Annotated in this window: 19 protein-coding genes and 1 pseudogene; 7 read left to right on the plus strand and 13 right to left on the minus strand. The window is 61.6% G+C overall.

All coding sequences use genetic code 11. The annotated features are described in order from the left end of the window. The coding region (locus G9U53_RS33520; protein WP_165638774.1) for a non-ribosomal peptide synthetase at positions 1-5337 on the minus strand (5337 nt) is incomplete at its 3' end. 260 nt (positions 5338-5597) lie between these two features. On the opposite strand from G9U53_RS33520, the gene G9U53_RS13315 reads away from it, so the two are divergent. The 3 genes from G9U53_RS13315 to G9U53_RS13325 are packed head-to-tail and all read left to right on the plus strand — an operon-like array spanning position 5598 to position 10080. Further along, positions 5598-6422 (plus strand): FAD binding domain-containing protein, encoded by an 825-nt coding sequence (locus G9U53_RS13315; RefSeq protein ID WP_165638775.1) that lies wholly within the window; start codon positions 5598-5600, stop codon positions 6420-6422. Next, a complete protein-coding gene (locus G9U53_RS13320) occupies positions 6419-9112 on the plus strand; it encodes a molybdopterin cofactor-binding domain-containing protein (protein ID WP_165638776.1) in 2694 nt (897 codons plus the stop codon). Before G9U53_RS13315 ends, G9U53_RS13320 begins: the two co-directional genes overlap by 4 nt. After that, positions 9109-10080, plus strand: coding sequence for an antibiotic biosynthesis monooxygenase (locus tag G9U53_RS13325; protein ID WP_116056599.1), 972 nt, complete (start codon positions 9109-9111; stop codon positions 10078-10080). Before G9U53_RS13320 ends, G9U53_RS13325 begins: the two co-directional genes overlap by 4 nt. Before the next feature lie 85 nt (positions 10081-10165). Here the strand turns inward: G9U53_RS13325 and G9U53_RS13330 are convergent, their stop codons facing one another. Then, complete coding sequence (locus G9U53_RS13330) at positions 10166-11404, minus strand: HNH endonuclease signature motif containing protein (protein ID WP_165638777.1); 1239 nt, start codon at positions 11402-11404, stop codon at positions 10166-10168. 117 nt (positions 11405-11521) lie between these two features. Beyond that, a complete protein-coding gene (locus G9U53_RS13335; RefSeq protein WP_165638880.1) occupies positions 11522-14626 on the minus strand; it encodes a multicopper oxidase domain-containing protein in 3105 nt (1034 codons plus the stop codon). Positions 14627-14943: 317 nt separating this feature from the next. Between G9U53_RS13335 and G9U53_RS13340 the strand changes: the two genes are divergently transcribed. After that, positions 14944-15555, plus strand: coding sequence for a glyoxalase (locus tag G9U53_RS13340; protein ID WP_165638778.1), 612 nt, complete (start codon positions 14944-14946; stop codon positions 15553-15555). A gap of 34 nt (positions 15556-15589) precedes the next feature. Here the strand turns inward: G9U53_RS13340 and G9U53_RS13345 are convergent, their stop codons facing one another. Together G9U53_RS13345 and G9U53_RS13350 are read right to left on the minus strand one after the other, a co-directional pair. Beyond that, entirely contained in the window at positions 15590-16603 is a 1014-nt protein-coding gene (locus G9U53_RS13345) for a cation diffusion facilitator family transporter (RefSeq protein ID WP_007732228.1), read from the minus strand. Further along, positions 16600-17022 (minus strand): metalloregulator ArsR/SmtB family transcription factor, encoded by a 423-nt coding sequence (locus G9U53_RS13350; RefSeq protein WP_003942406.1) that lies wholly within the window; start codon positions 17020-17022, stop codon positions 16600-16602. Before G9U53_RS13350 ends, G9U53_RS13345 begins: the two co-directional genes overlap by 4 nt. Positions 17023-17131: 109 nt before the next feature. Here G9U53_RS13350 and G9U53_RS13355 point away from each other — a divergent pair, with 109 nt between their 5' ends. Continuing rightward, the gene (locus G9U53_RS13355; RefSeq protein ID WP_029255500.1) at positions 17132-17557 is read left to right on the plus strand and encodes a nitroreductase/quinone reductase family protein; all 426 of its coding nucleotides are present in this window, start codon (positions 17132-17134) and stop codon (positions 17555-17557) included. A 60-nt stretch (positions 17558-17617) separates the two neighbouring features. Here G9U53_RS13355 and G9U53_RS13360 read toward each other — a convergent pair whose 3' ends face one another. From G9U53_RS13360 to hisI, 4 genes and pseudogenes are all read right to left on the minus strand, one after another. After that, positions 17618-18004 carry a DUF2784 domain-containing protein gene (locus tag G9U53_RS13360; protein WP_003942402.1) on the minus strand — a complete coding sequence of 129 codons (387 nt, stop codon included), beginning with the start codon at positions 18002-18004 and terminating at the stop codon, positions 17618-17620. Between the two features lie 73 nt (positions 18005-18077). Then, positions 18078-18353 (minus strand): annotated as a pseudogene (locus G9U53_RS13365) (hypothetical protein); the annotation flags it as partial. A 47-nt stretch (positions 18354-18400) separates the two neighbouring features. After that, the gene (locus tag G9U53_RS13370; protein ID WP_054828037.1) at positions 18401-18694 is read right to left on the minus strand and encodes a DUF1905 domain-containing protein; all 294 of its coding nucleotides are present in this window, start codon (positions 18692-18694) and stop codon (positions 18401-18403) included. A 6-nt stretch (positions 18695-18700) separates the two neighbouring features. Further along, complete coding sequence (gene hisI, locus G9U53_RS13375) at positions 18701-19048, minus strand: phosphoribosyl-AMP cyclohydrolase (protein ID WP_003942390.1); 348 nt, start codon at positions 19046-19048, stop codon at positions 18701-18703. Positions 19049-19149: 101 nt separating this feature from the next. Here hisI and G9U53_RS13380 point away from each other — a divergent pair, with 101 nt between their 5' ends. After that, a complete protein-coding gene (locus tag G9U53_RS13380) occupies positions 19150-19671 on the plus strand; it encodes a universal stress protein (RefSeq protein WP_054828036.1) in 522 nt (173 codons plus the stop codon). Between the two features lie 21 nt (positions 19672-19692). Here G9U53_RS13380 and G9U53_RS13385 read toward each other — a convergent pair whose 3' ends face one another. Next, positions 19693-21174 carry an NAD(P)/FAD-dependent oxidoreductase gene (locus tag G9U53_RS13385; RefSeq protein ID WP_081557945.1) on the minus strand — a complete coding sequence of 494 codons (1482 nt, stop codon included), beginning with the start codon at positions 21172-21174 and terminating at the stop codon, positions 19693-19695. A gap of 92 nt (positions 21175-21266) precedes the next feature. On the opposite strand from G9U53_RS13385, the gene G9U53_RS13390 reads away from it, so the two are divergent. After that, complete coding sequence (locus G9U53_RS13390) at positions 21267-21896, plus strand: TetR/AcrR family transcriptional regulator (protein ID WP_037126827.1); 630 nt, start codon at positions 21267-21269, stop codon at positions 21894-21896. Here G9U53_RS13390 and hisF read toward each other — a convergent pair. Genes hisF through priA form a run of 3 tightly spaced genes read right to left on the minus strand, consistent with a single transcriptional unit; the run spans position 21893 to position 24240 of the window. Next, positions 21893-22666 (minus strand): imidazole glycerol phosphate synthase subunit HisF, encoded by a 774-nt coding sequence (hisF, locus tag G9U53_RS13395; RefSeq protein ID WP_081557946.1) that lies wholly within the window; start codon positions 22664-22666, stop codon positions 21893-21895. The genes G9U53_RS13390 and hisF overlap by 4 nt on opposite strands. Then, complete coding sequence (locus tag G9U53_RS13400; protein ID WP_003942414.1) at positions 22663-23496, minus strand: inositol monophosphatase family protein; 834 nt, start codon at positions 23494-23496, stop codon at positions 22663-22665. Before G9U53_RS13400 ends, hisF begins: the two co-directional genes overlap by 4 nt. Positions 23497-23505: 9 nt before the next feature. Then, positions 23506-24240 carry a bifunctional 1-(5-phosphoribosyl)-5-((5-phosphoribosylamino)methylideneamino)imidazole-4-carboxamide isomerase/phosphoribosylanthranilate isomerase PriA gene (priA, locus tag G9U53_RS13405; RefSeq protein WP_003942371.1) on the minus strand — a complete coding sequence of 245 codons (735 nt, stop codon included), beginning with the start codon at positions 24238-24240 and terminating at the stop codon, positions 23506-23508. Positions 24241-24257: the final 17 nt, after the last annotated feature.

Genomic DNA, 24257 nt, shown 5'->3' on the forward strand with positions numbered 1-24257 from the left:
CACACCAGCAAACCGCCCATCCAACACATCCACCAACGTCAAACCCCCCACCACAACCCCCACACCATCCCAACCACCCACCACCAACCCACGCTCGGGCGCGCCCAAAATTTCCGTATCCCCTACTGGCACTGTCGGATCCGACACGACCGACCGGAGGAGGCGGACGAAACGCTCGCCGAACTCGGCGACTGTGGTGCGCTCGAAGATATCGGAGGCATAGGTGAAGGCGGCATCGAAACCCATGGGGACGCCGTCTTTGCCACGCTGCTCGGTGAGCGACAGTTGCAAGTCGAATTTGGCGACACCGACGTCGACTGGAACAACATCGACACCGAGTCCGGGTAGTTCGAGGTGGGGATCTGCGGTGTTCTGGAATTCCAACAGAACCTGGAAGAGCGGTGAGCGAGATGACGAACGCTCCGGCGCAACTGCATCGACGACTCGCTCGAACGGCACCTCGGCTTGTCCGAACGCTGCCAGATCGACTTCGCGAGTTCGTGAAAGGATCTCCTCGAAAGTCGCGGCGGTGTCAACGGTGATTCGCAGGACGACCGTGTTGACGAACATCCCGACCAGATCGTCGAGGACTTGCTCGGCGCGCCCTCCTACCGGAGTCCCGATCGCTATGTCCGGCGAGGCGCTCAGCCGTGCCAACAGAACCGCCAGCACTGCGTGCATCACCATGAACGGTGTCGCGTTGTGATTCCGAGCGAGTTCGAGGAGTTCACTGTGCACGTCTGCGGGCACCGAGAATCGGACCGATTCACCGCGCATGGATCGTTCCGCCGGTCTCGGTCGATCCAGCGGAAGGTCGATCACGTCAGGTAGACCGGCCAGGGTGGACGTCCAGTAGTCCAACTGCTTCGCCTCGAGCGTGTCCGGATCGTCGTCACTGCCGAGCAGTTCGATCTGCCATTGGCTGTAGTCGGCGTACTGCACAGGCAAAGGCGACCAGTCCGGTGCCCGTTTCGCAGCCCGCGCCGCGTAGGCGCGGGTCAGGTCGCGGGCCAGCGGCTCGAGGGATGCTCCGTCCGCCGAAATATGGTGAACCACCAGCGCAAGGACATGATCGTCCGGCGTGACCCGAAAAAGGGAGCCGCGCAGGGGCACGTTCGCGCTCACGTCGAACCCCTCGCGAGCGAGATCGGCGATGCGCCTGTCCAAGGCTTCCTCGTCCACGGATACTTCCCACGCGATCTTCGACGTCACGCGTTCCGAAGGCACTACTACCTGATGGGGGCCGTCGACCGACGCCGGGTAGACGGTACGGAGCGATTCATGCCGATCGACAACATCTCCCACCGCGCGCTGCATCGCAGCGACATCCAAGGCACCTGACAGTCGGACCACCATCGGAATGTTGTAGGCCGGGGACGACGTGTCGAACTGATTGACGAACCACAGGCGTCGTTGTGCCACAGACACCGGAATCTTGTCCCTGTACGAATGTGCCTGCAGGATTGGACGCTTCGAACGCGTGCGATCAACGCGGGATGACTTCGCATCCCGCACGTGACGGGCCAATGATTCGATAGTCGGTGCTTCGAACAAAGTCCGCACCCCGAAATCGATTTCTTCAGCGGCATTTACGCGAGCGATCAGCTTCGTGGCAATCAGTGAGTTCCCGCCCAGATCGAAGAAGTCGTCACCCGCACCCACCGTCTCGAAGCCTAGAACATCGGCAAAAATCTCGGCGAGCACTAGTTCCTCAGCGCCCTCGGGCGGTCGAAAGTCGTCCGACCGAGCATCGAGCCGAGGTGCAGGTAAGGCAGCGCGATCGACCTTTCCCGCCGGAGTTACCGGCAACTCGTCGAGTAGAACAAATGCCGCAGGAACCATGTACGACGGAACACGGCTCGCGACGTACCGCGTCAGCTCGGCCGTCGAGAGCGCACTTCCGCCGGCAGGCACGACGTACGTGGTGATCGTCGCTGTCCCGGAGGGAGCCGCACGCGCCACGGTGACTGCATTCTCGACCTGCGGACACGACCGCACGACGCTGTCGATTTCCCCGAGTTCGATACGAAATCCGCGAACTTTCACCTGGAAGTCACTACGACCGACGTACTCGAGTCCACGGCCACGGCGCCACCGCACCAAATCCCCCGTTCGATACATCCGCTGCCCGGGGAGGCCGAAGGGGTCTGCCACGAATCGTTCTGCGGTCAACGCATACTTCCGGTGATATCCACGTGCGAGCGCGTCTCCCGAGATGTACAGCTCGCCCACAACACCGTCGGGGACGGGGTGCAATCGCTGATCGAGCACGATCTCCTCGAAGCCGCGGAGCGGACCGCCCACTGTGATGTCCTCCGACGACACCATCGGCTCGCCGATGTTCGACATGACGGTGGTCTCGGTCGGCCCGTACGCATTGCACAGCCGTCGGCCGGGAGCCCACCGCTGCACGAGATCCGGCGGACAGGCCTCACCACCGACCACCACTTCGCCGAAGTCCGAAAGGCCCTCGGGCGAAACTGTTCCGAGCGCCGCAGTAGTGACAAAACCATGCGTGACACGCTGGGATTCGAGGAAGTGAGACAACTCGTCACCGCCGTAGATCGTGCTCGGCGCAATCACCATGGTCGCTCCGGCACCGAAAGCCAGCAGGTACTCGAAAATCGAGGCGTCGAAACTCGGGGTCGAGAAGTGCAACGTTCGCGCATCCTGGGTCGCACCGAACCGCGAACGCTGTTCGGCAGCAAGCGCTTCCAGTCCACGATGCGAGACCGTCACCCCCTTGGGGAGTCCGGTGGACCCGGACGTGTAGATCACGTATGCGGGATTGTCGGGCCGGATCGGGCGCACCCGATCGACATCGGAGATGGAGCGCACGGACAACCGTGCAAGTCGGCCACGGAACTCAGCGTCGTCGATTGCTATCCAGGAAATCGAATCCGGCAAGCGATGAAGTTCCGCGACGACCGTGAGCCCCAGTACGGCGCCGGAATCGGTCAGCATGAAGCGAACACGTTCATCCGGATAGGTCGGATCCACCGGCAAGAATGCCGCGCCGGCTTTGGTCACCGCCAACATCGCGACAACCGATTCGATCGAACGCGTCAAACCCAGCGCCACACTGTTTTCCGGACCGATGCCGCGGTCGATCAATTCTCGGGCCAACTTCGACGAACGCTCGTCGAGTTCTCGATACGTCAACTCGGCATCGAGATACGACAGGGCCACGCCGTCGGGGTGTGTGCGCGCCGCACCGTCGAACAAATCGGCCAGGGTGCGATGCGAAGCGCGCGGGTCACCGCGGACAGGCCGTATCGCGGATCGCTCGTCGTCGGACAAGATATCGATGTCGCCGACCATGATTGCCGGATCCGCTGTGACGGATTCCAGGACGCACGCGAGCCGCAAACCGAGGCCGCGTACCGTCTCGGCGTCGAATAGATCGGTGGCAAACGCGAGCCTCACCGAGATTCCGGACGGCGTACCCACCTCGTCGAAAGTCTCGACTGCAGACACTCCGAGATCGAAGCGGCCGATGTCGCGAGGGTGCTCGTCAGCGCCGGCGACGGACTCGAACATCACCTGTACAACCGGCGCATAGGCGGGTACATCCTCCACGTGCAATGGCTGAACCAACTGCTCGAGCCGTATCCCACTGTGCGGCAGCGCATTACTTCGGACCTCGACGACACTGCCCAAGAGTGCCGTGAACGGCGTCTCCAGATCGATGCGACTCCGGATGGCGACGATGCTCGCGTCGGATCCCGCGGGCGTACCGACCACAACATCCGAAGCACCGGACAACCGGCTCACCAGGAGAGCAAAGCTCGCATGTAAGACCGCACGAGTGTCCGTCCCGAGATCACTCGCCATCGCCGTGATCCGCGCGTGGGTGTCGGGGGCGATCAGGACCTCAACCTGTGCACTGTCCAGCGATTGCGTTGCAGGCCTGGGTCGATCGAAGGGAAGTTGCAAAAGTTCGGGCGCCCCGGCGAGCTCATGTCTCCAATACTCGAGGTGCCGGACTTCGCGTTGTCGTCGCTCGCCCTCTCGGGCCGTCGGGCCGTGAATGTCTGCGAGTTCGGCACCGGAATCAGACGCGATCAACTCTTCCAGCAAGCCGACAAAGTTCCGGTGGTGCTCGCGTAAACCCGCCTCCTCGTATCGGATCGGGTTTGCCCGGAAGTCGACACGCAGCCTGTCGCCGCTCGGATACACGTTGACCAGAAGGTCTTCCACCGGCCCGGAGGTGACGATGTGATACTCCCCAACCACCTCGCCCAACTGCACCTCCTGGCGAAACAGCATGACGTTGACCATGGGCCCGGCATATGAGTCTTCGCCTTCCAGACCGCTCGTCACGCCTGCGTCCCGACGGATGTCGTCGAGGCTGCAGCGCTGGTGCCGCAATGCACCCATGAGCTCATGTTGGACCTGGGCGAACAGTTCACCGACGGTGTCGACCGCTGCGACACGGATGAGCAGTGGCGTGACGTTCACCATCATGCCGCCCGAGTCCCGCAGCACCGCCGTAGTCCGTCCGGACATCGGAACATGAATCTGGACAGTCTCTTTCGCCGTCATCCGCGCGAGGTACAACGCGAGCGCAGCGATGACCGGTGCAGCGTGGTTCTCGGATTCGTAGAGAAGGGCACAACTTCGGTCCGACATCAGTGTGCTTTCGAGTCGGCTCTCGGTTTGCGCGGGCCCAGAAGCCTCCGCCAGGCTGGATCCAGCGAGGGTGGTATTGCGCTCAGCCCAGTACTCCCGGTCGGCGGCGAATCGATCCGACATTCTGTACCGCTCGTCGATGTCGTACAGCGTGCGCAGCGTCGCGGCACGACTCGGCTGCGAGTCCTTTCTCGCCGCCGAGGCCGAGTACCGATGCGCAATGCGGTTCATCATGGTCATGGCACCGAAACCGTCGAGCGCAACATGATGGATGCGGCTGTACCACAGATAGTGCGCGTCCCCGACGCGCAGCACAGCGGTCGCGACGATTCCGTCGACTGCCAGGTCGAGCTGCGTCCGGCAATCTCGGCGCATCCACCCGAGGGCATCCTCGATCGGATCGGGGGACCCACGGAGGTCGACAAGACGGACGGTGATCTCAGATGTCTCGTCCACGTACTGCATCGGTTGACCGTCGATCTCGATCACTTTGAGCAAAGGAGATTGAAACTCGTATGCCACCGCTCGCGTTTCGCGATCCAGCAGTTCGACGTCGAGTTCGCCGCGCAGCTCCACGTAGTGCGCTATCAGAATCGGGACTTCGGGATCGAATTGCTGAGCGAACCAGGTTGCCCGTTGGGCGGCCGAGAGCGGAAAGAGCGTCTCATCAGAAGGATCGGTCCGACTTACCTCGAAGGGTTTCACAGCGCCCCGCCCCGCATGATCTCCGCGGCCGCCGAGTGCGTAGCCGCGTCCGAATCAACAGCGCGAAAGCAAGAGGCTGATCGCGCCTCTCAAGCAGTCGTACCCAGAATCGGCACGCGCATGCACCGCCCCACCAGTCGATGTCACGTACGTATCGCTCATGTTTCGCGTGCCCGATATGTACTAAAAGTGTGAATGTGTCTCGTCACCTCGGTAATGTCCCACTCCGAGAAGACACATCCCCCGAGGGGAGCAGGCGCATGGACATCACCACCATTACCGACGTGATACGCCGACCACCGGATCGCCCAGGGGACGTGTGGCGTCCCGGCGACGCCTGGCTCGCGGGAGGAACGTGGCTGTTCTCAGCGGAACAACCCGACACCCGTCGACTCGTCGACCTCAACGCGCTCGGCTGGACATCACTGGAGGTCGGCGCGACTCATTTCGGTGTCGGAGCTACGTGCACCGTTGCCGAACTGTATGCGTTTGTCCCGCCGGACAATTGGCGTGCGAGTCCACTTATTCGCGTCGGCTGCGAGTACTTCCTCTCTTCCTTCAAGGTGTGGAATTCGGCAACCGTAGGCGGCAACATCTGTATGTCACTTCCAGCCGGACCGATGATCACCCTGGCAGTTGCACTCGAGGCTTCGTTCACACTATGGGCTACCGACGGAACAGTGAGGACCGTCGACGCGTGCGACTTCGTGACCGGTGACCACCAGAATGTCCTGGAGCCGGGCGAAGTCCTTCGGAGCATCGAGTTCCCGGTGCACGCACTCACCAAACGGCACGCCCACCGCCGCTTCAGTCTCACGCACCTCGGCCGTTCGACGATCTTCATGATCGCGACGCAGACTCCTGGCGCCGACGACTTTCACCTCACCATCACCGCCGGCACCACCCATCCGATCCGGCTGACGTTCGACACCATGCCGGACGAGCACTCTCTGCGACGAGCCGTCGACTCCATTTCGGCCGACATTTGGTTCGACGATCCCAACGGAACCCCCGACCACCGCCTCCACCTCGCCCGCCACTACGCCGACGAGCTCCGAAACGAACTCACGGGGAGCCAGTCATGAGCTACACGGTGAACGACCGGCAGTTCCACGAGGAGCCGTTCCCGGGACAGTGTCTCCGGACGTTTCTTCGGCACCTCGGACACCACGGGGTGAAGAAGGGGTGCGACGGCGGGGACTGCGGGGCGTGCACAGTGTGGCTCGACGGAACACCGATACACAGCTGCATCACGCCCGCCTTTCGCGCCGACGGTCGCGCGGTAACCACGATCGAGGGACTCGGCACGCCCGAAGATCTCCATCCGATTCAGCAGCAGTTCCGGGATGCACCCGGCTTTCAGTGTGGGTTCTGCACCGCCGGGATGATCATGACCTCGGCGGCGCTCACCGACGCGCAGAAAGAAGACTTGCCGCGAGCGCTCAAGGGAAACCTGTGCCGCTGCACCGGTTACCGATCCATCGAAGACGCGGTCAACGGTGTCGGTGCTGTCGAAGTTGCCCTCCCGGGACAGGCCGTCGGAACCAGCGTCGGGGCGCCGGCGGCCACCGACGTGGTGACCGGCCGAGCCGAATACACTATGGACACCGCCATCGACGGCATGCTGCACCTGAAAGTGCTGCACTCGCCGCACGCACATGCCCGCATCACCTCCATCGACACCACCGAGGCGCTCGCCGTCCCCGGTGTCCATCGCGTCTACACCTGGAAAGACGTGCCGCGCAAGCTCTTCACCACGGCAATACATACCGACCACCTTGTCGATCCGGACGACACCTACATTCTCGACAACGTCGTGCGGTTCGTGGGTCAGCGTGTAGTGGCCGTCCTCGCCGACTCCGTCGTCGCTGCGGAAGAAGGCCGTCGGAAGGTGAAGGTCGATTACGAGATCCTGCCTTCCGTGTTCGATCCGGAAGAGGCCATGGCCGACGGCGCTCCAGCCCTGCACGGATCCGACGATCCCTTTGTTCGAGATCCCGAGCACAACATCCTGCTCGAACTTCACGGTCATGTGGGCGACGTCGAGGCCGGGTTCGCCGAGGCCGACGTCATCCACGAAGGCACCTACTTCTCGCCGCGGGTTCAGCACGCGCACCTCGAGACGCACGGTTCGATCTCCTGGATGGAAGACGGACGCCTTCACGTTCGCACAAGTTCGCAGTCCCCCTCCATCGCCAAGGTCAAACTCGCCCATCTCTTCGACCTCCGCCCGGATCAGCTACGCGTGTTCTGCAAACGCGTGGGCGGCGGGTTCGGAGGAAAACAGGAAGTGATCAGCGAGGATCTGGTGGCGCTCGCCACCCTCGACACCGGTCGTCCCGTCTGCCTCGAGTTCACCCGAGAAGAAGAGTTCACCACCGCGTCGCCGCGTCATCCGATGAAGCTCACGATCAAGCTCGGTGCCAAGTCTGACGGAACCCTCACGGCATTTCAGTACCGAAACATCTCGAACACCGGTGCGTACGGAAACCACGGTGGAGAGACACTCTTTGCCGGCGGCGCGGCGGTCTCGCTCTACCGCTGCGCCAACAAGAAGTTCGATGCGTATTCCGTGTACACCAACAATGTTCCGAGCGGCGCTCTACGTGGGTACGGGATGACGCAACCGGCCTTTGCCGTGGAATCGGCCATGACCGAATTGGCCATCGCGCTGGACATGGATCCGCTCGAACTGCGTCGACGCAATATCGTCCGACCGGGCGATTCGCTCGTCGCACTCGAAGACGGCCCAGACGACGTGATCTTCACCGAAGACGGACTGGGACAATGCATAGATCTGATCGACGCCGCGTTGAAGCGCCAACCGGTTCCCTCCCTCGGAGACGATTGGCTGATCGGCACCGGTACCGCCAGTTCACTACACGAGACCGCGCCACCCACCGAGCACATTTCCGAGGCCTGGCTCACCCTCGGCGAAGACTGTGTATACGAACTTGCCATCGGCACAGTCGAATTCGGTGAGGGAACTTCTACCGCCCACGTGCAGATCGCCGCGAATCAGCTGGGCACAACACCGTCACGTGTACGAATCATTCAGTCGGACACCGACCGAACCGGTTTCGACACAGGCGCTTTCGCCAGCGCCGGCCTGTTTGTCGCTGGGAACGCGGTACTTCGCGCGTCGAATGCGCTCCGCGATCGCCTACTTGCCTTCGCCGCGCACCACACCGGCGTGTCGATTGACCAGTGCTCGATGGACGACGACAAGATCGTCTGCGGTAGTACTCGATTAACACTGCAAGAGACACTCGAGGCCGCACGCCCGCGCGGGATCCGATTCACCGAGGCGCGGAAGGCATACGGATCTCCGCGCAGCGTGGTGTCCAACACTCATGGCTTCCGGATTGCCGTCCATCGCATCACCGGCGAGATCCGCATTCTCTACAGTGTCCAAGCCACCGACGCTGGGGTGATCATCAATCCGGCGCAAGTGCGGGGACAGATCGAAGGTGGCGTCGCCCAGGGCATCGGCTTCGCACTCACCGAGAACTTCCACGTAGACGCAAACGGCGCGATGATGAACCCGAATCTACGTAACTACCGGATCCCGACATATGCAGATATCCCACGCACGGAGGTGATCCTCGTCGAGTCATCAGACTCCGTCGGCCCACTCCGCTCCAAGGGCATGGCGGAGTGCTGCATCAATCCGGTTGCCCCTGCATTGGCGAACGCACTGCAGGATGCAACCGGGTCACGATTCCGGTCACTACCGCTCACCCCGGAACGCATCTACTCAGGCCTGAACCGATGACCGCGAACACGTCGGCGGACAGCGCCGCGACGGTCATCATCGGCCAGCGAGTGCGTGCCGGACTGGAGAAAGAATTCGAGGTCTGGCAGAAAGATCTCAACCGGGCCGCCGCAGATTACGCGGGCTTCCTCGGGGCAGAAATCGCGGCTCCGACGCCCACCCAACCCGATTGGGTGATCGTGTACCGCTTCGACTCCATCGCTCATGTTCAAGCGTGGATCAACAGCGCGACGAGGCAGAACTACCTCGACAGCGGGCGTCAGTACTTCGACGGCCCTGCCACGCAGCAGGTAGTGAGCGGTGGGATCAGGCCTCCGGACCCACTGCTGACCGTCGTAGTGACGCACCGAGTCGGTGACGACAGCATCGACGAGTTCCTTGCCTGGCAGGATCGCCTTCGGGAGGTGGAGAGTGCTTTCGACGGATTCCGCGGCACCGAACTGTTTCGCCCCGTCGACGGTGTGCAGGATGAATGGACCCTGCTGTATCGCTTCGACAATGCTGCCCACCTCGATACGTGGCTGACTTCCCCTGAGCGACAACAACTCCTCGCCGAGGGCCGCAAGTTTCACGACTTCGAACTGCGAACCGTGGACAATTCGTTCGGCAGTTGGTTTGCCTTCGACGAGAACGGAAACGAGGCCCCTCCACCTTCGGAGACAAAAACCTCGATCGCGGTCTGGGTCGGTCTCTACCCGACTGTCGTCTTGCTTACTTTGGCGCTGTCACCGCTGAAGCTACCACTCTGGCTCGGATTGTTGATCGGCAATCTGCTGTCGAGCTTCATCATGAGTTTCTTCACGATGCCGTACTACGTGAATCGACTCCTGCGCCGTTGGCTGCGTCCGCCTCCGGGGATTCCTGTCGCAAAAACCAACGCACAAGGGGTGGCAATCGTCGCCGCTGTGACCTTGTTCTGGGTTGTCGTCTTCTACCTCGTGACTACTCAGTTCTGGTCGCTGCCCTGAACGCTCCGGAACACGAAATGCCAGCGCATGTAACGGGGCATGATTCTTCCCCGGTGCATACGCTGGCATTTTCAGTTATGTCCGTTCACGCGGCCGTTGGTGGGCTGTTCCCGCCGATCGGCTGTTGATACGGATCGATCGACATCGGTGGATAGAACACCGATTTCCGATCCGGCCCGATCTCCACCCGCCACTCCGTGTGATGCATCGTCCGATGATGATGACCACACAACAAGATCAGGTTGTCGAGATCCGTTGGGCCACCATCGTTCCAGTGAACAATATGATGGGCATCGCACCACCCCGACGGAGTCCCGCACCCCGGAAACGCACACCCACCATCCCGAACCGCAAGAGCCCGCCGCTGCGGAACCGTCGCCGTTCGCACTTCCTTACCGCAGTCGAGCGGAACACCATTCTCATCCAACAAAATTCGCGTGACCGTGCAATCGCAGGCCAACATCCGCGCGGTATCGATACTGATCGGACCCACCCAATCCGCCCACGCAAATCCCAGCTCCTCGGTGGACGGCAACAGGTCTTTCAGAACTTTAAGGTCGGTCATGTCTTTCGCGGACGCAGTCACCGTGATGTGCGGTTTCACCCCGCCCTCGATCGGACCCAACCCCGCCCGCTCGTACCGCCGCAACAATTCGCAGAACCCGTCCGCCCGTCGTAATGCCGGCGTACGGGTGTCCTTCACGCCGTCCTTCTCCGGCGTCGGAGCCGACAGACTCGACAACAACGTGATCAACCGGGCCCCGTTGATCGCATCCAGATCACCCTTCACAGTGACCCGCCCGTACAAGCCTTTCGAGGCGTAGAACTCGTTGCGCTCCGAATCCTCGCCGACCGGGACGCCGTCCTCGCGCTTGCCGTACTGCTTCTCGATCCGCCGAATCGCCGCCCGCACCGCATCGCAATCCGCAATGTTCTTCGACGCCAACGACAACAAAATCCCGCGAGCCCTGTCCACATCCGCCAGGGTCATGTTCTTCGGCGGATGCTGACAAAACGACGCCACCTGCCGCGCCTTCAACGCATCCACGTCACCGCGATGAAACGCATCCGCCACAACCGGTTCGAGCATCAACAACCGCGCCAGACTGACCAACAGGCTGCACTCACCGATCTCCAGATTCGTCGAACCATGCAACCACAGCGCGATCGCCCGAAAACCCCTCCCGCCGAGAACCTCCCGGGAAAACATCTCCACGATCAACAACACCATCCGCGACTGCAACTCGTGCCGGACACGCACCAGATCCAGAACCTCACCCTTGAGGCCCTCACCATCCAGCTGCCACGCTCCCCGACTGTCCATACCGAAAGTTTAATCGAACACACTTTCGATAACCAGAGACAAAACGGACAACTTCGAGAACAGGAAGGCTCGAGACACGTTGATATGAAACTACTTTCAGCAACTCTCAAAACCGGATCATCGGCCGCCGAGCGGCAGAACTCCCCCGCCGACGGGATAGGGCGCCAGCGTTCCCACAAGCGTCGGTGTCAATGTGGTCGCAGACGGATCGGCACGACCGAGAGTGAATTTCCGAACTTCGGCACCCGCTCCGTTGCTGCCGCTGACGAGGAGATCCGCGCCGGTAGTCGTGCTCGTCGTGGCCACTCCCACACCCGACTCTGGAGCGGTGAACGGGTCGAAAGCTGCAACCTCCCGAAATGCCACGTCCGTCGAATGGTCATCTGGACTCTCGAGGTACATCTCGGGTGCACCGTCGAGCCTGGATCCACTCGAGAAGACGCGGATTGATCCTTCTCCTCCGAGCATGCCTGCCACTATCGACTTTGCGCCGCCCTCGGCGCCGGCCACCCAACCCGTCGACAGAGACACCCCGTCGCGGTAGCCCTGATCGAATGCCAAGAACTGTGATGTCGTTGCCGGACCAGCCGTATGACCTGCGTGTTCATCGGAGCCGCCCTGCGCAGCCGCCGTCGGTTCGTACAGGTCGTAGCGGAACGTCTTGATCAACGGCTCCTCGCCCGCACCGGGTGCTGTCACGATGCTCGCTCGACCGGAGTGACTGTCAACCATTCCGGTTGCGAACGTGACTCCGCTACTCGATCCCGGGTACGGCGAGAACGAACCGAATTCTGTGGGTGCGGACCTCTTGTCCGCCGGAAGGTCGGTGGAGTAGATCTTGACCTGCGACTCCATCCCTGGGCCTGATGCAACGATGATGTTGTCTGCCAGTGCATTTCCGTCGATGTCGACACCGCCGACGTTCACTCCACCGCGGGAACCCACATCGAAGGGGGCGAATCTTGCCAACTCGTCGGTGAACGGCACGCCGCCGACTGCGTTGTACGCCACCACTTCCGGAGCCGAGCCTGCACCTGTTCCAGCGACCAGATCAAGCACCATGTCTCCGTTCACGTCCGCCATCGCAACACTCGGGGTGCCTTCGAACGACGGGAAGGGCGTCACAGCAGTGATCAGTTTGTCGCCGTTGGCATCGAATATCTGCACCTTGGCGGGCACGCCGGCCGAACCAGGTATCGCGACGGCATATGTCGATACCTCGGGAATCACGTTGACAGTCGCCATCAAACCGTTGTCCTCGTGATTGAGTCGGTGGCAGTGAATCACAAAGGTTCCGGTGTACTCGGTGAACTTCGTTCGCAACGTCACTGACGCAGGCTCGAGAGCATTCTCATTCTCGTCAGTCACCGGAGCGGGCACGTTCACGTTGTCGATTCCCCAGGGCTGAACGCCCGTCGTGGTACCTGCGACGGGATCCACAACTTCCGTTACCTGGAAGTCGTTGACGTGAATATGCATCGGGTGTTCGTCGTTGTTGAGGTTCGTGATCTTCCATTCCTCAACGGAATTCAGTCGCGGTTGAATCAGCGGAATGTTGGGGAACGTGTTGTCGGCGAATTCGTAGGTGAAGGCCTTCGGATCACTGTTGCTGGCCTTCTCGTTTCCGAACCCACCGGACACTGTGAGGTTGCGGGTCACGTCGGGCGTCATCGCTGCGGTATCCACGAACGAGGTGTAGGTATCGAGCTTCTGTCCGAACTCGAAGGGAGTCGTCTTTCCTTCACCCTCGTCTGGCGTCGCACGGATCAACTGCTGAGTCGGGAACGTGAAGAATCCGTCCGCGTAACTGATCACCGACGGGTCGACGGTGACGGTTCCGAGTTCGGCGGGCGGATTGTCGGTACCGTTGTTGGTGTAGAGAATGCCTGGATTGCTCACCGGCTTTGCACCTTCGAGCGGTGGCATCTCCAGCACCAGATCGCCGGACTCCGGCATCGTCACTGCGATCGCGTATCGCGAGGCCGGCGGAATCACCAGCCTGGTTCCGTCCCCGTCCACGGGTGGCCTGACCTCGTCGAACGGGTTTCCGTCCTGCCCTACGATGGCGAACTTCGGATGGGCGCCGGTTGCGGTTTCCGTCAACGTGACCGGCATGTAGGCAAAGTCGCTGATGTTGGCAAGCACCCAGATCTCGGTCTGCCCCGGCTTCAGTTTCAGCGACGGCTGGAACTGACCGTTCACGGTGTACTGCACATCGCGTTGGTTGTCCGGCAGTGAGGGATCGGCCGGTACAGTCGTCGATTCACCCACAAAGCTCTGCAGATTGCCTGGAACGAATTGATTCTGTCCACGATGATTGGCCGGGGACAACGGTCCGGTATACCAGTTGGTGAAATACTGCGCGCCCTCGGTGGTGTCCGAGAAATTCACCGGAGCAAGGCTCGGACGGTACGTCCCGTCGGCTAGTTCCGTACCGGCGGGTGGCGTCAACGTACTGACGAATTGGGGCCAGTTCGCGTCGTTGAGCTGTCGGCCCTTTCCTTTGCGGTCGAATACGAAGTTGTACTGCAGTGCCATATCGCGAATCGGAACGTCGTTTGCCGTCACGACAGGCAGATTGCCGTCCGGCCGGCCGATTTCCAGTAGCCCGGCCAGGCCCATGTACGTCTGCTGGGCGGTGAGGGTGTGCCGGTGACTGTGATACCAGTACAGACCGTTCGGCATCGTCCCCGGAATCGCGTAGTCGTACACGTTTCCCTGGCCGGCGGGAATGTTGAGCAACACGTTGTCCGCATTGCCGTCCGGACTCACGTGCACTCCGTGCGTGTGCAGATTCAGCGGAGCCGACGTCAGCGCCGGCGGATAGATCGGCACGTCCCCGCCCGCCGGTGTGAATGCCGGATCGTAGAAGTCCTGGATCGTGAGATCCTGCAAATCGTTGTCGTAATGAATGATCAATCGCTCTCCGGGATTGACGCGGAGAGTCGGCGCCGGATAGACGTCACTCGCCGAGGTCGATCCGTCCGACGCCGTACCGCGGATGACCTCGTACCCGAAGAGCAGAAAATTCGACACGGGCGCCGAAGCGGTATCGAGCGGAATCACTCCCTGATGAGCGGACAAGCGCACCTCGAGAACACCATCTCGGCTACTCAGTTTCACCGGCTCCCGATAGTCGACGGCGGTTCCGCCAGAGCCGTAATTGCCGCCCACCTCGGGCGCCGATTCACCGGAGGTACACGCGGCCAACGCCATCGTCATGGACACCACTACTGCTGCGGCTAACGACTTTCCTCGCAGTGCGATCACTGGTTTCCCCGTTCCATGGTGGCGTGAGGTACGTCCGATCAGCGCTCACCAGCCTATCGAGAAAACATCGGCTGAACAGGATATTCACGACAAATCGCCCACCTAAGGCCTGCGTGAGTGCTGCACCTTGCAAGCAGTCTCAGCAAACCGATCAGAAATCGAGAAGCACAGCCACGGGACCCGCAATTACGTTGAAACACATGAACACACCACAGAAGTCCACTTCCGACCACACGTCGCCAATCCACACATCAGCAGGGAGCGCCCAGATGACCACCGCGAAATCCGTGATACTCGACGTTCCCGACCTCGCGGCAGCCGAAGCCTTCTACAACGCTCTCGGCCTCGGAGATCGAATCCAGCTACGCGAATCGAACGAACCGACAACAGGGTTTCGTGGGTACACCCTTTCGCTCGTCGTCTCCCAACCGAACATCGTCGACGCCTTCGTCGGCGCAGCACTCGCAGCCGGTGCCACCGCCTTGAAGCCTGTCAAGAAATCCCTCTGGGGATACGGCGGAGTCGTCCAGGCTCCAGACGGTTCGATCTGGAAGATCGCCACGTCGTCGAAGAAGAACGACGGGCCGGCCACCCGCACGATCGACAGCCTCGTGCTGCTGCTCGGCGCCGAAGACGTCAAGGCCAGCAAGCAGTTCTACCTCGACCGCGGACTCGAGGTGTCCAAGAGCTTCGGTCGCAAGTACGTCGAATTCACCAGTGCAGCAAACAATGTGACACTCGCACTGTATGGTCGCCGCGCTTTGGCAAAGGATGCCGGGGTTGCTCCGGAAGGCACCGGATCACACCGTCTGACCGTTGCCGGCGCGTCTGAAACCTTCACAGACCCAGACGGTTTCGCCTGGGAAGCCGCCTGCGCTTGACATCAAGCACAGATCACCGGGAAGGCGGCCGGTATCAGACTTCGGAGTTGGCCGCGTCATGCGCCGGGTACGCATGCACCAAGGCAGTAGCGAGTTTGGGCACCGCGTGAGTGAGCGAATGCTCGGCGCTGTGTGCAATCGCATGAGCTTCGGCAAGTGTTGCCCGGGGATCGATGTCGAGTTCTGCATCGGCATGCAGTCGGTGTCCGATCCACCGCATCTTCAGATCACGAACACCGAGGACTCCAGGTTCGTGCATCAATGCATGCTCTGCGTCGTCCACCAACTCAGGTTCGACGCCGTCCATCAACCTCCGGAAGACGTCTCGCGCTGCAGTCCTGAGCACCGCCACGATGGCAACGGTGATGACAAGGCCGATGATCGGATCTGCCAACGGGAAACCCAGCGCAACTCCCCCCGCCCCCAGAAGGACTGCGAGCGAAGTGAATCCGTCGGTCCGAGCATGCAATCCATCGGCCACCAGGGCCGCTGAACCGATTTGCCTGCCGACCCTGATCCGATACAACGCCACCAATTCGTTTCCGATGAAACCGATCAAACCTGCCGCCGCTACCCAACCGAGGTGCTCGATCTCGACCGGGTTGATCAATCGCCTCACCGCCTCGACACCGGCGATCACTGCCGACAGTGCGATCATGGCGAGCACGAACAGTCCGGCCAAATCCTCCGCACGCCCGAAACCATAGGTATAGCGCCTGGTCGCAGCGCGCCGACCGAGCGCGAAGGCAATCCAGAGTGGGACTGCCGTGAGCGCGTCGGAGAAGTTGTGAATGGTGTCCGCCAGCAGCGCCACCGAACCCGAGATCGCCACGATCGCGACCTGAGCAACTGCGGTGACTCCGAGCGCAACAAGACTGATCTTGACCGCCCGGATGCCGATTGCGCTCGATTCCAATGCGTCGTCGACACTGTCGGCAGCGTCGTGACTGTGCGGCGAGAACACTTCGCGGACTGCCGATCGAAATCCCTTCGGCCCGTGGCCATGGGTGTGGCCGTGGCCGTGGGACGTCTTGGGTTCGTGCGTCACGACGCACCTTCTTCTTGATCGGTCCGATCGACGTTCGCCGAGCGCTCCGGGTGTATCTCCCGAAGCTCACCTTCACTACGGTGATGCCCCGGCAATCCGGGTCCGGCATGCTCCGCATTGAAGACCGCGTCCGTAACCAGTTGGCGCACATGGTCGTTCTCCAGGCGATAGAACACCGTCGTACCATCGCGGCGGGTTCGTACCAACCTTGCCATGCGCAATTTCGCCAGGTGCTGCGACACCGAGGGCGCCGGCTTGCCGACGCGTTCCGCCAGTTCGTTCACCGAGCACTCGCGGTCGACCAATGCCCACAAGACCTGCACACGGGTTGCGTCGGCCAGCATGCGGAACACCTCGACGACGAGGTCGACTTGATCATCGGGAAGCTTGCGGCGACAAACACCACTATCTGCGTTCATACGTAGATAGTAGATCATGCTGGACGCCGAAGATGACCTCTCGTCGATTCACCAGTTGTGCAAAGCTCGGCGGCAGAGCCCTTCGCCACTCGCAGACCGGGAGACAACGATGAGTACCGACGATTGGAACGCAGGAATCATTGCGGAATTTCGGGAGAACGAGGGCAAGGTAGGTGGCCCCTTCGAAGGTGCGCCCATGGTGTTGGTCCACCACACAGGACGCAAATCCGGACGCGATTTCGTGAGTCCCATGATGTATCTGGCAGACGAGCAGGATCCGAAGACCATCTACGTTTTTGCATCCAAGGCCGGTGCCCCGACCAATCCCGACTGGTACTACAACCTCGTTGCCACCGACCAGGCAGAGGTCGAGATCGGCACCGAAACATACCCGGTCTCCGTCAGCGAAGTAACCGGCGAGAAGCGTGACCGCATCTACGACGAGCAGGCCAGTCGATACCCGGGATTTGCCGAATACGCGGAGAAGACCGCTGGGATCCGCACAATCCCGGTGGTAGCCCTGACTCGCGCGTAAATCCTGGTAGCACCTCCCAGTCGTTTCCATTCAGAAACGGCTGGGATCGTTTGTACGGAATCAGGTCGCTGAAGAGGCTTTGACCTCACCCTTCGCATGCCGTCCGAGCAGCACGTATCCGACCCAGGATCCGACAACCACTGTCGCCGCGAGCGCCTGTACAAGGCCTTCGATACTCGCCGGATAGAACACGCCGGTGATGTAGTGCGAGATGAATCCGGTGGACGGCAACTCCGCGATCCCGGCCATCCGGCGGGCCCAGTTCTCGAGATTGGTCAGCGGGCAGTCATATCCGACCGCTATCGAACCGGCTCCCCAGACGACTGCAAGTAGGTGGAAACCGATGGTACGACGCCACTTCCACGCCACGAACCCACCCAGCACCACATAGAGGACAAACCCGAAGTGAACGAACACCGTTACTACTTCGATGAGCCGATACACCATCGTCGTCTCCGCTCGTGGCGCGGAAGTCCCGCAACAACCAGACTAATCCGATGTTAGTCCTCGTAGAGGTGATCTACCCGGTGTATGCAGCGGTCGTGCGAGCAGCGGCGGCTGCAGCCGCATCCGGGTCGTCGCCCGATGCGATCGCAGCTTCGGCCCACAGTTCACTGCTTCCCGCGATGAATGCCTTGGCCTCGTCGCTCGCCGACCACTCGGGCGTCTCGAGTGGCGTCGCGATCCTCAGTTCCACGTGTCGAGCCAGCCCGAGCAGTCCCATGTCCCACCCGACGCCGACGGCACCTGGACCGTACTCGGCCCACCGATCCGGCTCCACGTCCGCGGCATGTTCGAAATCGAACAGAATTGCACGACGGCGCTCCTTGGTTCGGGAAAACTTCAGCTCAGTCGCTGCTGTAGATGTACCGCTACCTCTTCTCCAGCGGCGCTCTTGCCGATCGCCTTGCACAGCGCCACGCGCAGCGGAAGCCAGTGCGGTCCGTCACCGGAGGGCATCAGCGTCGCCTCGAAGGGATGCTCACCATCGAGGGTCCCGACCACCTTCACAGCGCGTCTGGTTCCCAGAATTTCCGCCGAGCCGGGCACGGTCAAGAACGTTGCGAACGCACCGTCTTTCTCGATGGGAGCGGTGAACGAGTAATCGAGCGGTTGTGGAGTCTTGTCAGTGGCCATCTCGCGTCACTGCTCAGCAGCGAGCAGGACGTCGGTGTCGAAACACGTGTGAGTGCCGGTGTGGCACGCGGCGCCCTCCTGATCGACGATCAGCAAGACGGAATCGCCGTCACAGTCGAGGCGCACCTCGTGCACGTACTGGGTGTGCCCGGAGGTCTCTCCCTTGACCCAGTACTGCTGCCGCGAGCGCGAATAGTACGTCCCCTTACGGGTTTCCAGTGTTCGCGCGAGCGCTTCGTCGTCCATCCACGCGACCATCAGCACATCACCGGTCGACTTCTCCTGCGCAACCGCGCTGAACAGTCCGGCGTCGTTTCGCTTCAGCTTCGCCGCGATTGCGGGATCAAGGCTCATATGACGTTTATACCTTCCACCTGTGACTTCCGTGGAATTCCCCTGCACGGCCGCCCTAGAATGGAAGTTCCTTCGCTTCTCGCTCTGGAAGAAGATCCGACATGAACCATCAACGTCATGACGGTCCGCACCCGGAGTACATCTGCCATCTCGCGAACCCGAGTACCGATCGCGTCCCGGCCCGCCACATCGTTGTCGGGATCGGCCCAGGTGCTACCAGCAAGAATGTCATCAGCTACGGATTGACGCTTGCCGCCAAGGAGGATTCAGCCCTCCACGTCGTTCACTGCATCACGTCCGAGGACCTACCTGTCGAAACCGACTCACCAGAATTCGAAACGCGTCTGCACGACGAGATGGTGTCGCAACGCGAGCAGACAACCTCGGCACTTGCCTCGCACGCCGACACCTGGACGTACGACTGCACCTATGGAGACCCGGCCGGTGTCATTCTCGCAACCGCGGACAAATACGACGCATTTACCATCGTGATCGGATCTCCGCGAAAAGGCGCTGCCTCCGCGGTGAGCCGACTGATGCACATCTCGGTCACTTCCCGACTGAACCGGCAGAACCGTTATCCCGTGATATCGGTTCCGACCGGAGTCAGCTCGGCAAGATAGCCGAACGCGGGACAAGCCCGCCTAGATGATCGAATAGTCCTCGAGCGGAAAGCGTTTCGCTTCGACGAACGCATTCCGTGTAGACGTGGGCCGCAGAATCGCAGCCTCGCCGTGCTGATTGAAGTAATAGCTTCGTGCAGTCTGGCAACTACCGCCGTAGAAGACGGAGTCCGCCAGGTTCTCGGTCATCCGGTCGAGAAACTCGGCGTTGGCAGTTTCGGTGACCTCGAATGTTTCCGCGCCGCGCCGTTTCACCTCGCCGAACAGTCGATCCATGTGCTGCATCTGGGATTCGATCGTCGTGAAGTAGGACAACCCGCTGTACGAGTACGGACTGGCGAGCGTGAGGAAATTGGGGAAATACGGAACCGCGACCCCTTCGTAGGCCTGGAAACGGTTGTCGCGCCACCACTTACCGAGGTTTCGTCCCTCTCGACCGATAACCTCGATGGCTGGAAAATTCACATCCCAGAGGTTGAATCCCGTTGCCAGCACCAAGGTGTCGATCTCGGTCTTGCGACCGTCGGCGGTGACGATTCCGTCGGCAGCGATGTGGTCGATCGGCGTCGTTTCGAGATGCACGTTGTCCTTGGTGAACGTACGGAAGTAGCTGTTGGAAAATGTGGGACGCTTGCACCCGAAGTCGTAGTCCGGTGTGAGTTGTTTGCGAAGGCTGGCGTCGCTGACCTGGGACCGCAGAAACGCACGTGATGCGGCCGCCGCACCCTTGTTCAACAGTTTGACCTGCTTGTAGTGCAGGACCGCGCTGACCATGATCATTTCTAGGATCGACGAACTGACAGCGCGCGAAATTCGCTGGGTGAGCGGAATACGCGAGAACAGCTTCTGCACTGCATTCGGAATGGGGACGTCGATCTTGGGAACCACCCAGATCGGGGTGCGTTGGTAGACGGTCAACTCTGCGGCCTGCCGCGCCACCTCGGGGATCAACTGCACAGCGGTGGCGCCGGTTCCGATGATTGCGGTCTTGGTGCCGGACAGATCGTAGGAATCGTCCCAGGCCGTGGTGTGGATGATCTTGCCGGCGAAGTCGTCGATACCGGAGATGTCGGGCCGATGCGGTTGCGAGAGGAAACCCGTCGCAGTCAGGAGGTACTTGGCAGTGATGTCCGGCGCGCCTTCGACGGATACGACCCAGTGCGAGGAATCCTCGTCCCAGCGGGCTCCGTTGACCACGGCACCGAACGTCATGTGCTTCCGCAGATCGTACTTGTCCGCGACGTGATCGGCGTACTTCTTCAGTTCCGCGCCCGGTGCGAAAAGCCTGGACCAGTTCGGATTGGGCTCGAACGAATACGAGTAGGTGACCGACGCGATGTCGACAGCCAGACCGGGATAGCGGTTGACGTGCCAGGTTCCACCCAGATCGTCCTCGCGCTCGAGGATCGCCAGGTTGTTCAGGCCCAGCCGCTTGAGTTGAATGGCCGCACCCATTCCGCCGAAGCCCGCCCCCACCACAACTGCGTCGTACTGCACTGCCATCGGAGAATCCCTCTCGTGAACTGCACATCAGAAAAACTGCACATCAGAAACTGACACGTCATTCCGTTATTGAGAACGGTATCATTCCTGATGTGACGAAGGCCATGACCAGAGCGGAACGAAAAAAGGCGGAATTGCGCCGCGAGATCATCGACGCATCATTCGAGTGCTTCGCCCAGCGCGGCTATCACGCAACCGGAATTGCCGACATCGCAACAACTCTCGGAATCGGCCACGGGACCTTCTACCGGTACTTCGAGAACAAGCGCGACATCATCGATCACGTCATCGACGACCTCGTCGCAAAGATCATCAGCGCACTGGCCACCGAGAATGCTCCCGACGCCGCCAGCACACTGGACGAGTACCGCGCCCAGGTGGGACGGATCGCCGAGGCGCTCCCCCGCATCTTCTTCGACGACCCCCGCATCCCGCGGGTTCTGCTGTTCGAGACGACGGGCGTCGACGCCGATCTGACGGGCCGGATGCTCGATCTACTCGACCAGTCGGCTTCGTTGACCGCGGCGTACCTGCACCACGGAGTCGAATGCGGCTATCTACGCGCCGACCTCGATGTCGACAACACTGCCCACGCCGTCAACGGCATGATGCTGGCAAGTGCGATTCAAGGATTGCGAGCCGGTTCGTCCGTCGACTGCACGGCGTTGAACCAAGCCATCAGCCGCCTCATGTTCGACGGAATCCGCGCCGAGAACGCCTAGCGAACGACGATTCCCTCGGCACGCATCGCATCCTTGACCTCCGGGATGCTCAGATCGCCGAAGTGGAAGACACTTGCTGCGAGAACTGCGTCCGCGCCCGCTCCGACAGCCGGGGCAAAGTGCTCGACCAGGCCGGCACCGCCACTGGCGATCACCGGTACGTGGACTGCCGCCCGGACAGCGCGGATCATCAGAAGGTCGAAGCCCGCTTTGGTGCCGTCGGCATCCATCGAGTTGAGCAGGATCTCCCCCACTCCCAACTCTGCACCACGCTCGGCCCACTCGACAGCGTCGATCCCGGTGCCGCGCTTGCCCCCGTGCGTCGTGACCTCCCACCCCGACGGTGTGTCCGGCTGCCCCTGGGGAACGGTGCGGGCATCGACCGAGAGGACGATGCACTGCGAGCCGAAACGCTCACTCAGTTCCTTCAGCAGATCCGGGCGCGCAATCGCCGCGGTGTTGACGCTGACCTTGTCGGCACCGGCACGCAGCAGACGATCGACATCCGCGACCGTGCGCACTCCACCGCCGACGGTCAGTGGAATGAAAACCTGCTCGGCAGTGCGACTTACGACGTCGAGCATCGTGCCGCGATCCGACGTGGAGGCGGTCACGTCCAGGAAGGTCAGTTCGTCGGCGCCCTGAGCGTCGTACGCTGCCGCGAGTTCCACCGGATCTCCGGCGTCGCGAAGATTCTCGAAATTGACACCCTTGACCACTCGCCCGGCGTCGACGTCGAGGCACGGAATCACACGAACTGCGAGGGTCATGACTGTGGTCCTCCTGAGGACGAAGCGCGCGGATCACCGAGCGCGTTGAGGATATCGAGAATCTCACCGTGGATGCCCGGAGCGGCAGCGAGCACCGACTCCGATTCTACGGTCCACGGGCGGCCGGCCAGGTCGGTGACCACCCCGCCCGCACCGCGAACGAGCGCGACCCCGGCCGCGTTGTCCCACGCGTTGCGGCCGTAGACGATCGCACCGCCCAGGATGCCGGCCGCGGTGAAGGCCAGATCGACTCCGGTTGAACCGTGTATCCGGATCCGCGAGGACACCTTGCTGATCTCGGCGAGGAGGTCGAGACGGAAACTGCCGGGGATCCGCCCTCGACTGTTGACGTTGAGCGCACCCAAGCCGACGATCGACGACGCCAGATCGGTTGGCTCCAGCGGCGGTACGGCGATTCCATTGACCAACAACGGACCGCCGGCGCGAGTCGCGTACGTGTGACCGATCAATGGAAGCCAGGTCAATCCGAGCACCGGAACACCGTCGTCGAGAAGCGCCAACAACGTTCCGGCAGTGGGCAATCCGGCCGAGTAGTTGAAAGTACCGTCAACGGGGTCGAGAACCCAGACGAGCCCGGAACCGACGTCGGGACCGCCGAATTCCTCGCCGTGCACCTCGATGCCGGTCTGCTCGAACAACTCCGCGGTCAACCGCTTCTCGAGCGCAAGATCGACCTCGGTGGCAAAATCACCCCAGCCCTTGCGGACCGCACTCGGGGCGCCGACACCGGAGACGAACTGATCGTGGACGCCGTCGAGAAGCCGACCCGCAATCGCGAGAAGTTCGTCGAGGTCACGCGTCGGAGTCATCTGGAAAATCTATCCGGAAACTGCTGCCAGTGCTTCGGGGAGAGTGAAGCGACCGGCATACAATGCCTTGCCCACGATCGCGCCCTCGACACCCTGATCAACCAGGCTGGAAATGGCGAGTAGATCCTCGATGGTCGACACACCACCGGAGGCGACGACGTGCGCGTCGGTGACCGCGCAGACCTGGCTGAGAAGTTCGAGATTGGGACCGGTCAGGGTGCCGTCCTTGGAGACGTCGGTGACGACGTAACGAGTGCAGCCGTCACGGTCCAGACGCGCGAGGGTCTCCCACAGATCGCCGCCGTCGGTGACCCAGCCGCGACCACGGGTGCGGTACTGACCGTCGACGAGACGAACATCGAGGCCGACAGCGATCTTGTCGCCGTACTTGGCCAATGCACGCGCGCACCACTCGGGATCCTCGATAGCGGCAGTACCGAGATTCACGCGAGCACAGCCGGTGGCCAGTGCGGCTTCCAGGGAAGCGTCGTCGCGGATTCCACCGGACAGTTCCACCTTGACCGTCAGGTCGCCGATGACGCCGGCCAACAGTTCACTGTTGGACCCACGCCCGAAAGCAGCGTCGAGGTCGACAAGATGCACCCATTCGGCACCGTCGTTCTGCCACGCAAGAGCAGCGTCGCGGGGCGACCCGTAACCGGTCTCACTTCCCGCCTCTCCTTGCACGAGGCGAACAGCTTCACCGTTGACGACATCTACAGCAGGCAAAAGGACCAGGCTCACGTGCGGTAACCCTAGTA

The sequence above is a fragment of the Rhodococcus sp. D-46 genome (assembly GCF_011290655.1).
Classification (GTDB): Bacteria; Actinomycetota; Actinomycetes; order Mycobacteriales; family Mycobacteriaceae; genus Rhodococcus_F; species Rhodococcus_F qingshengii.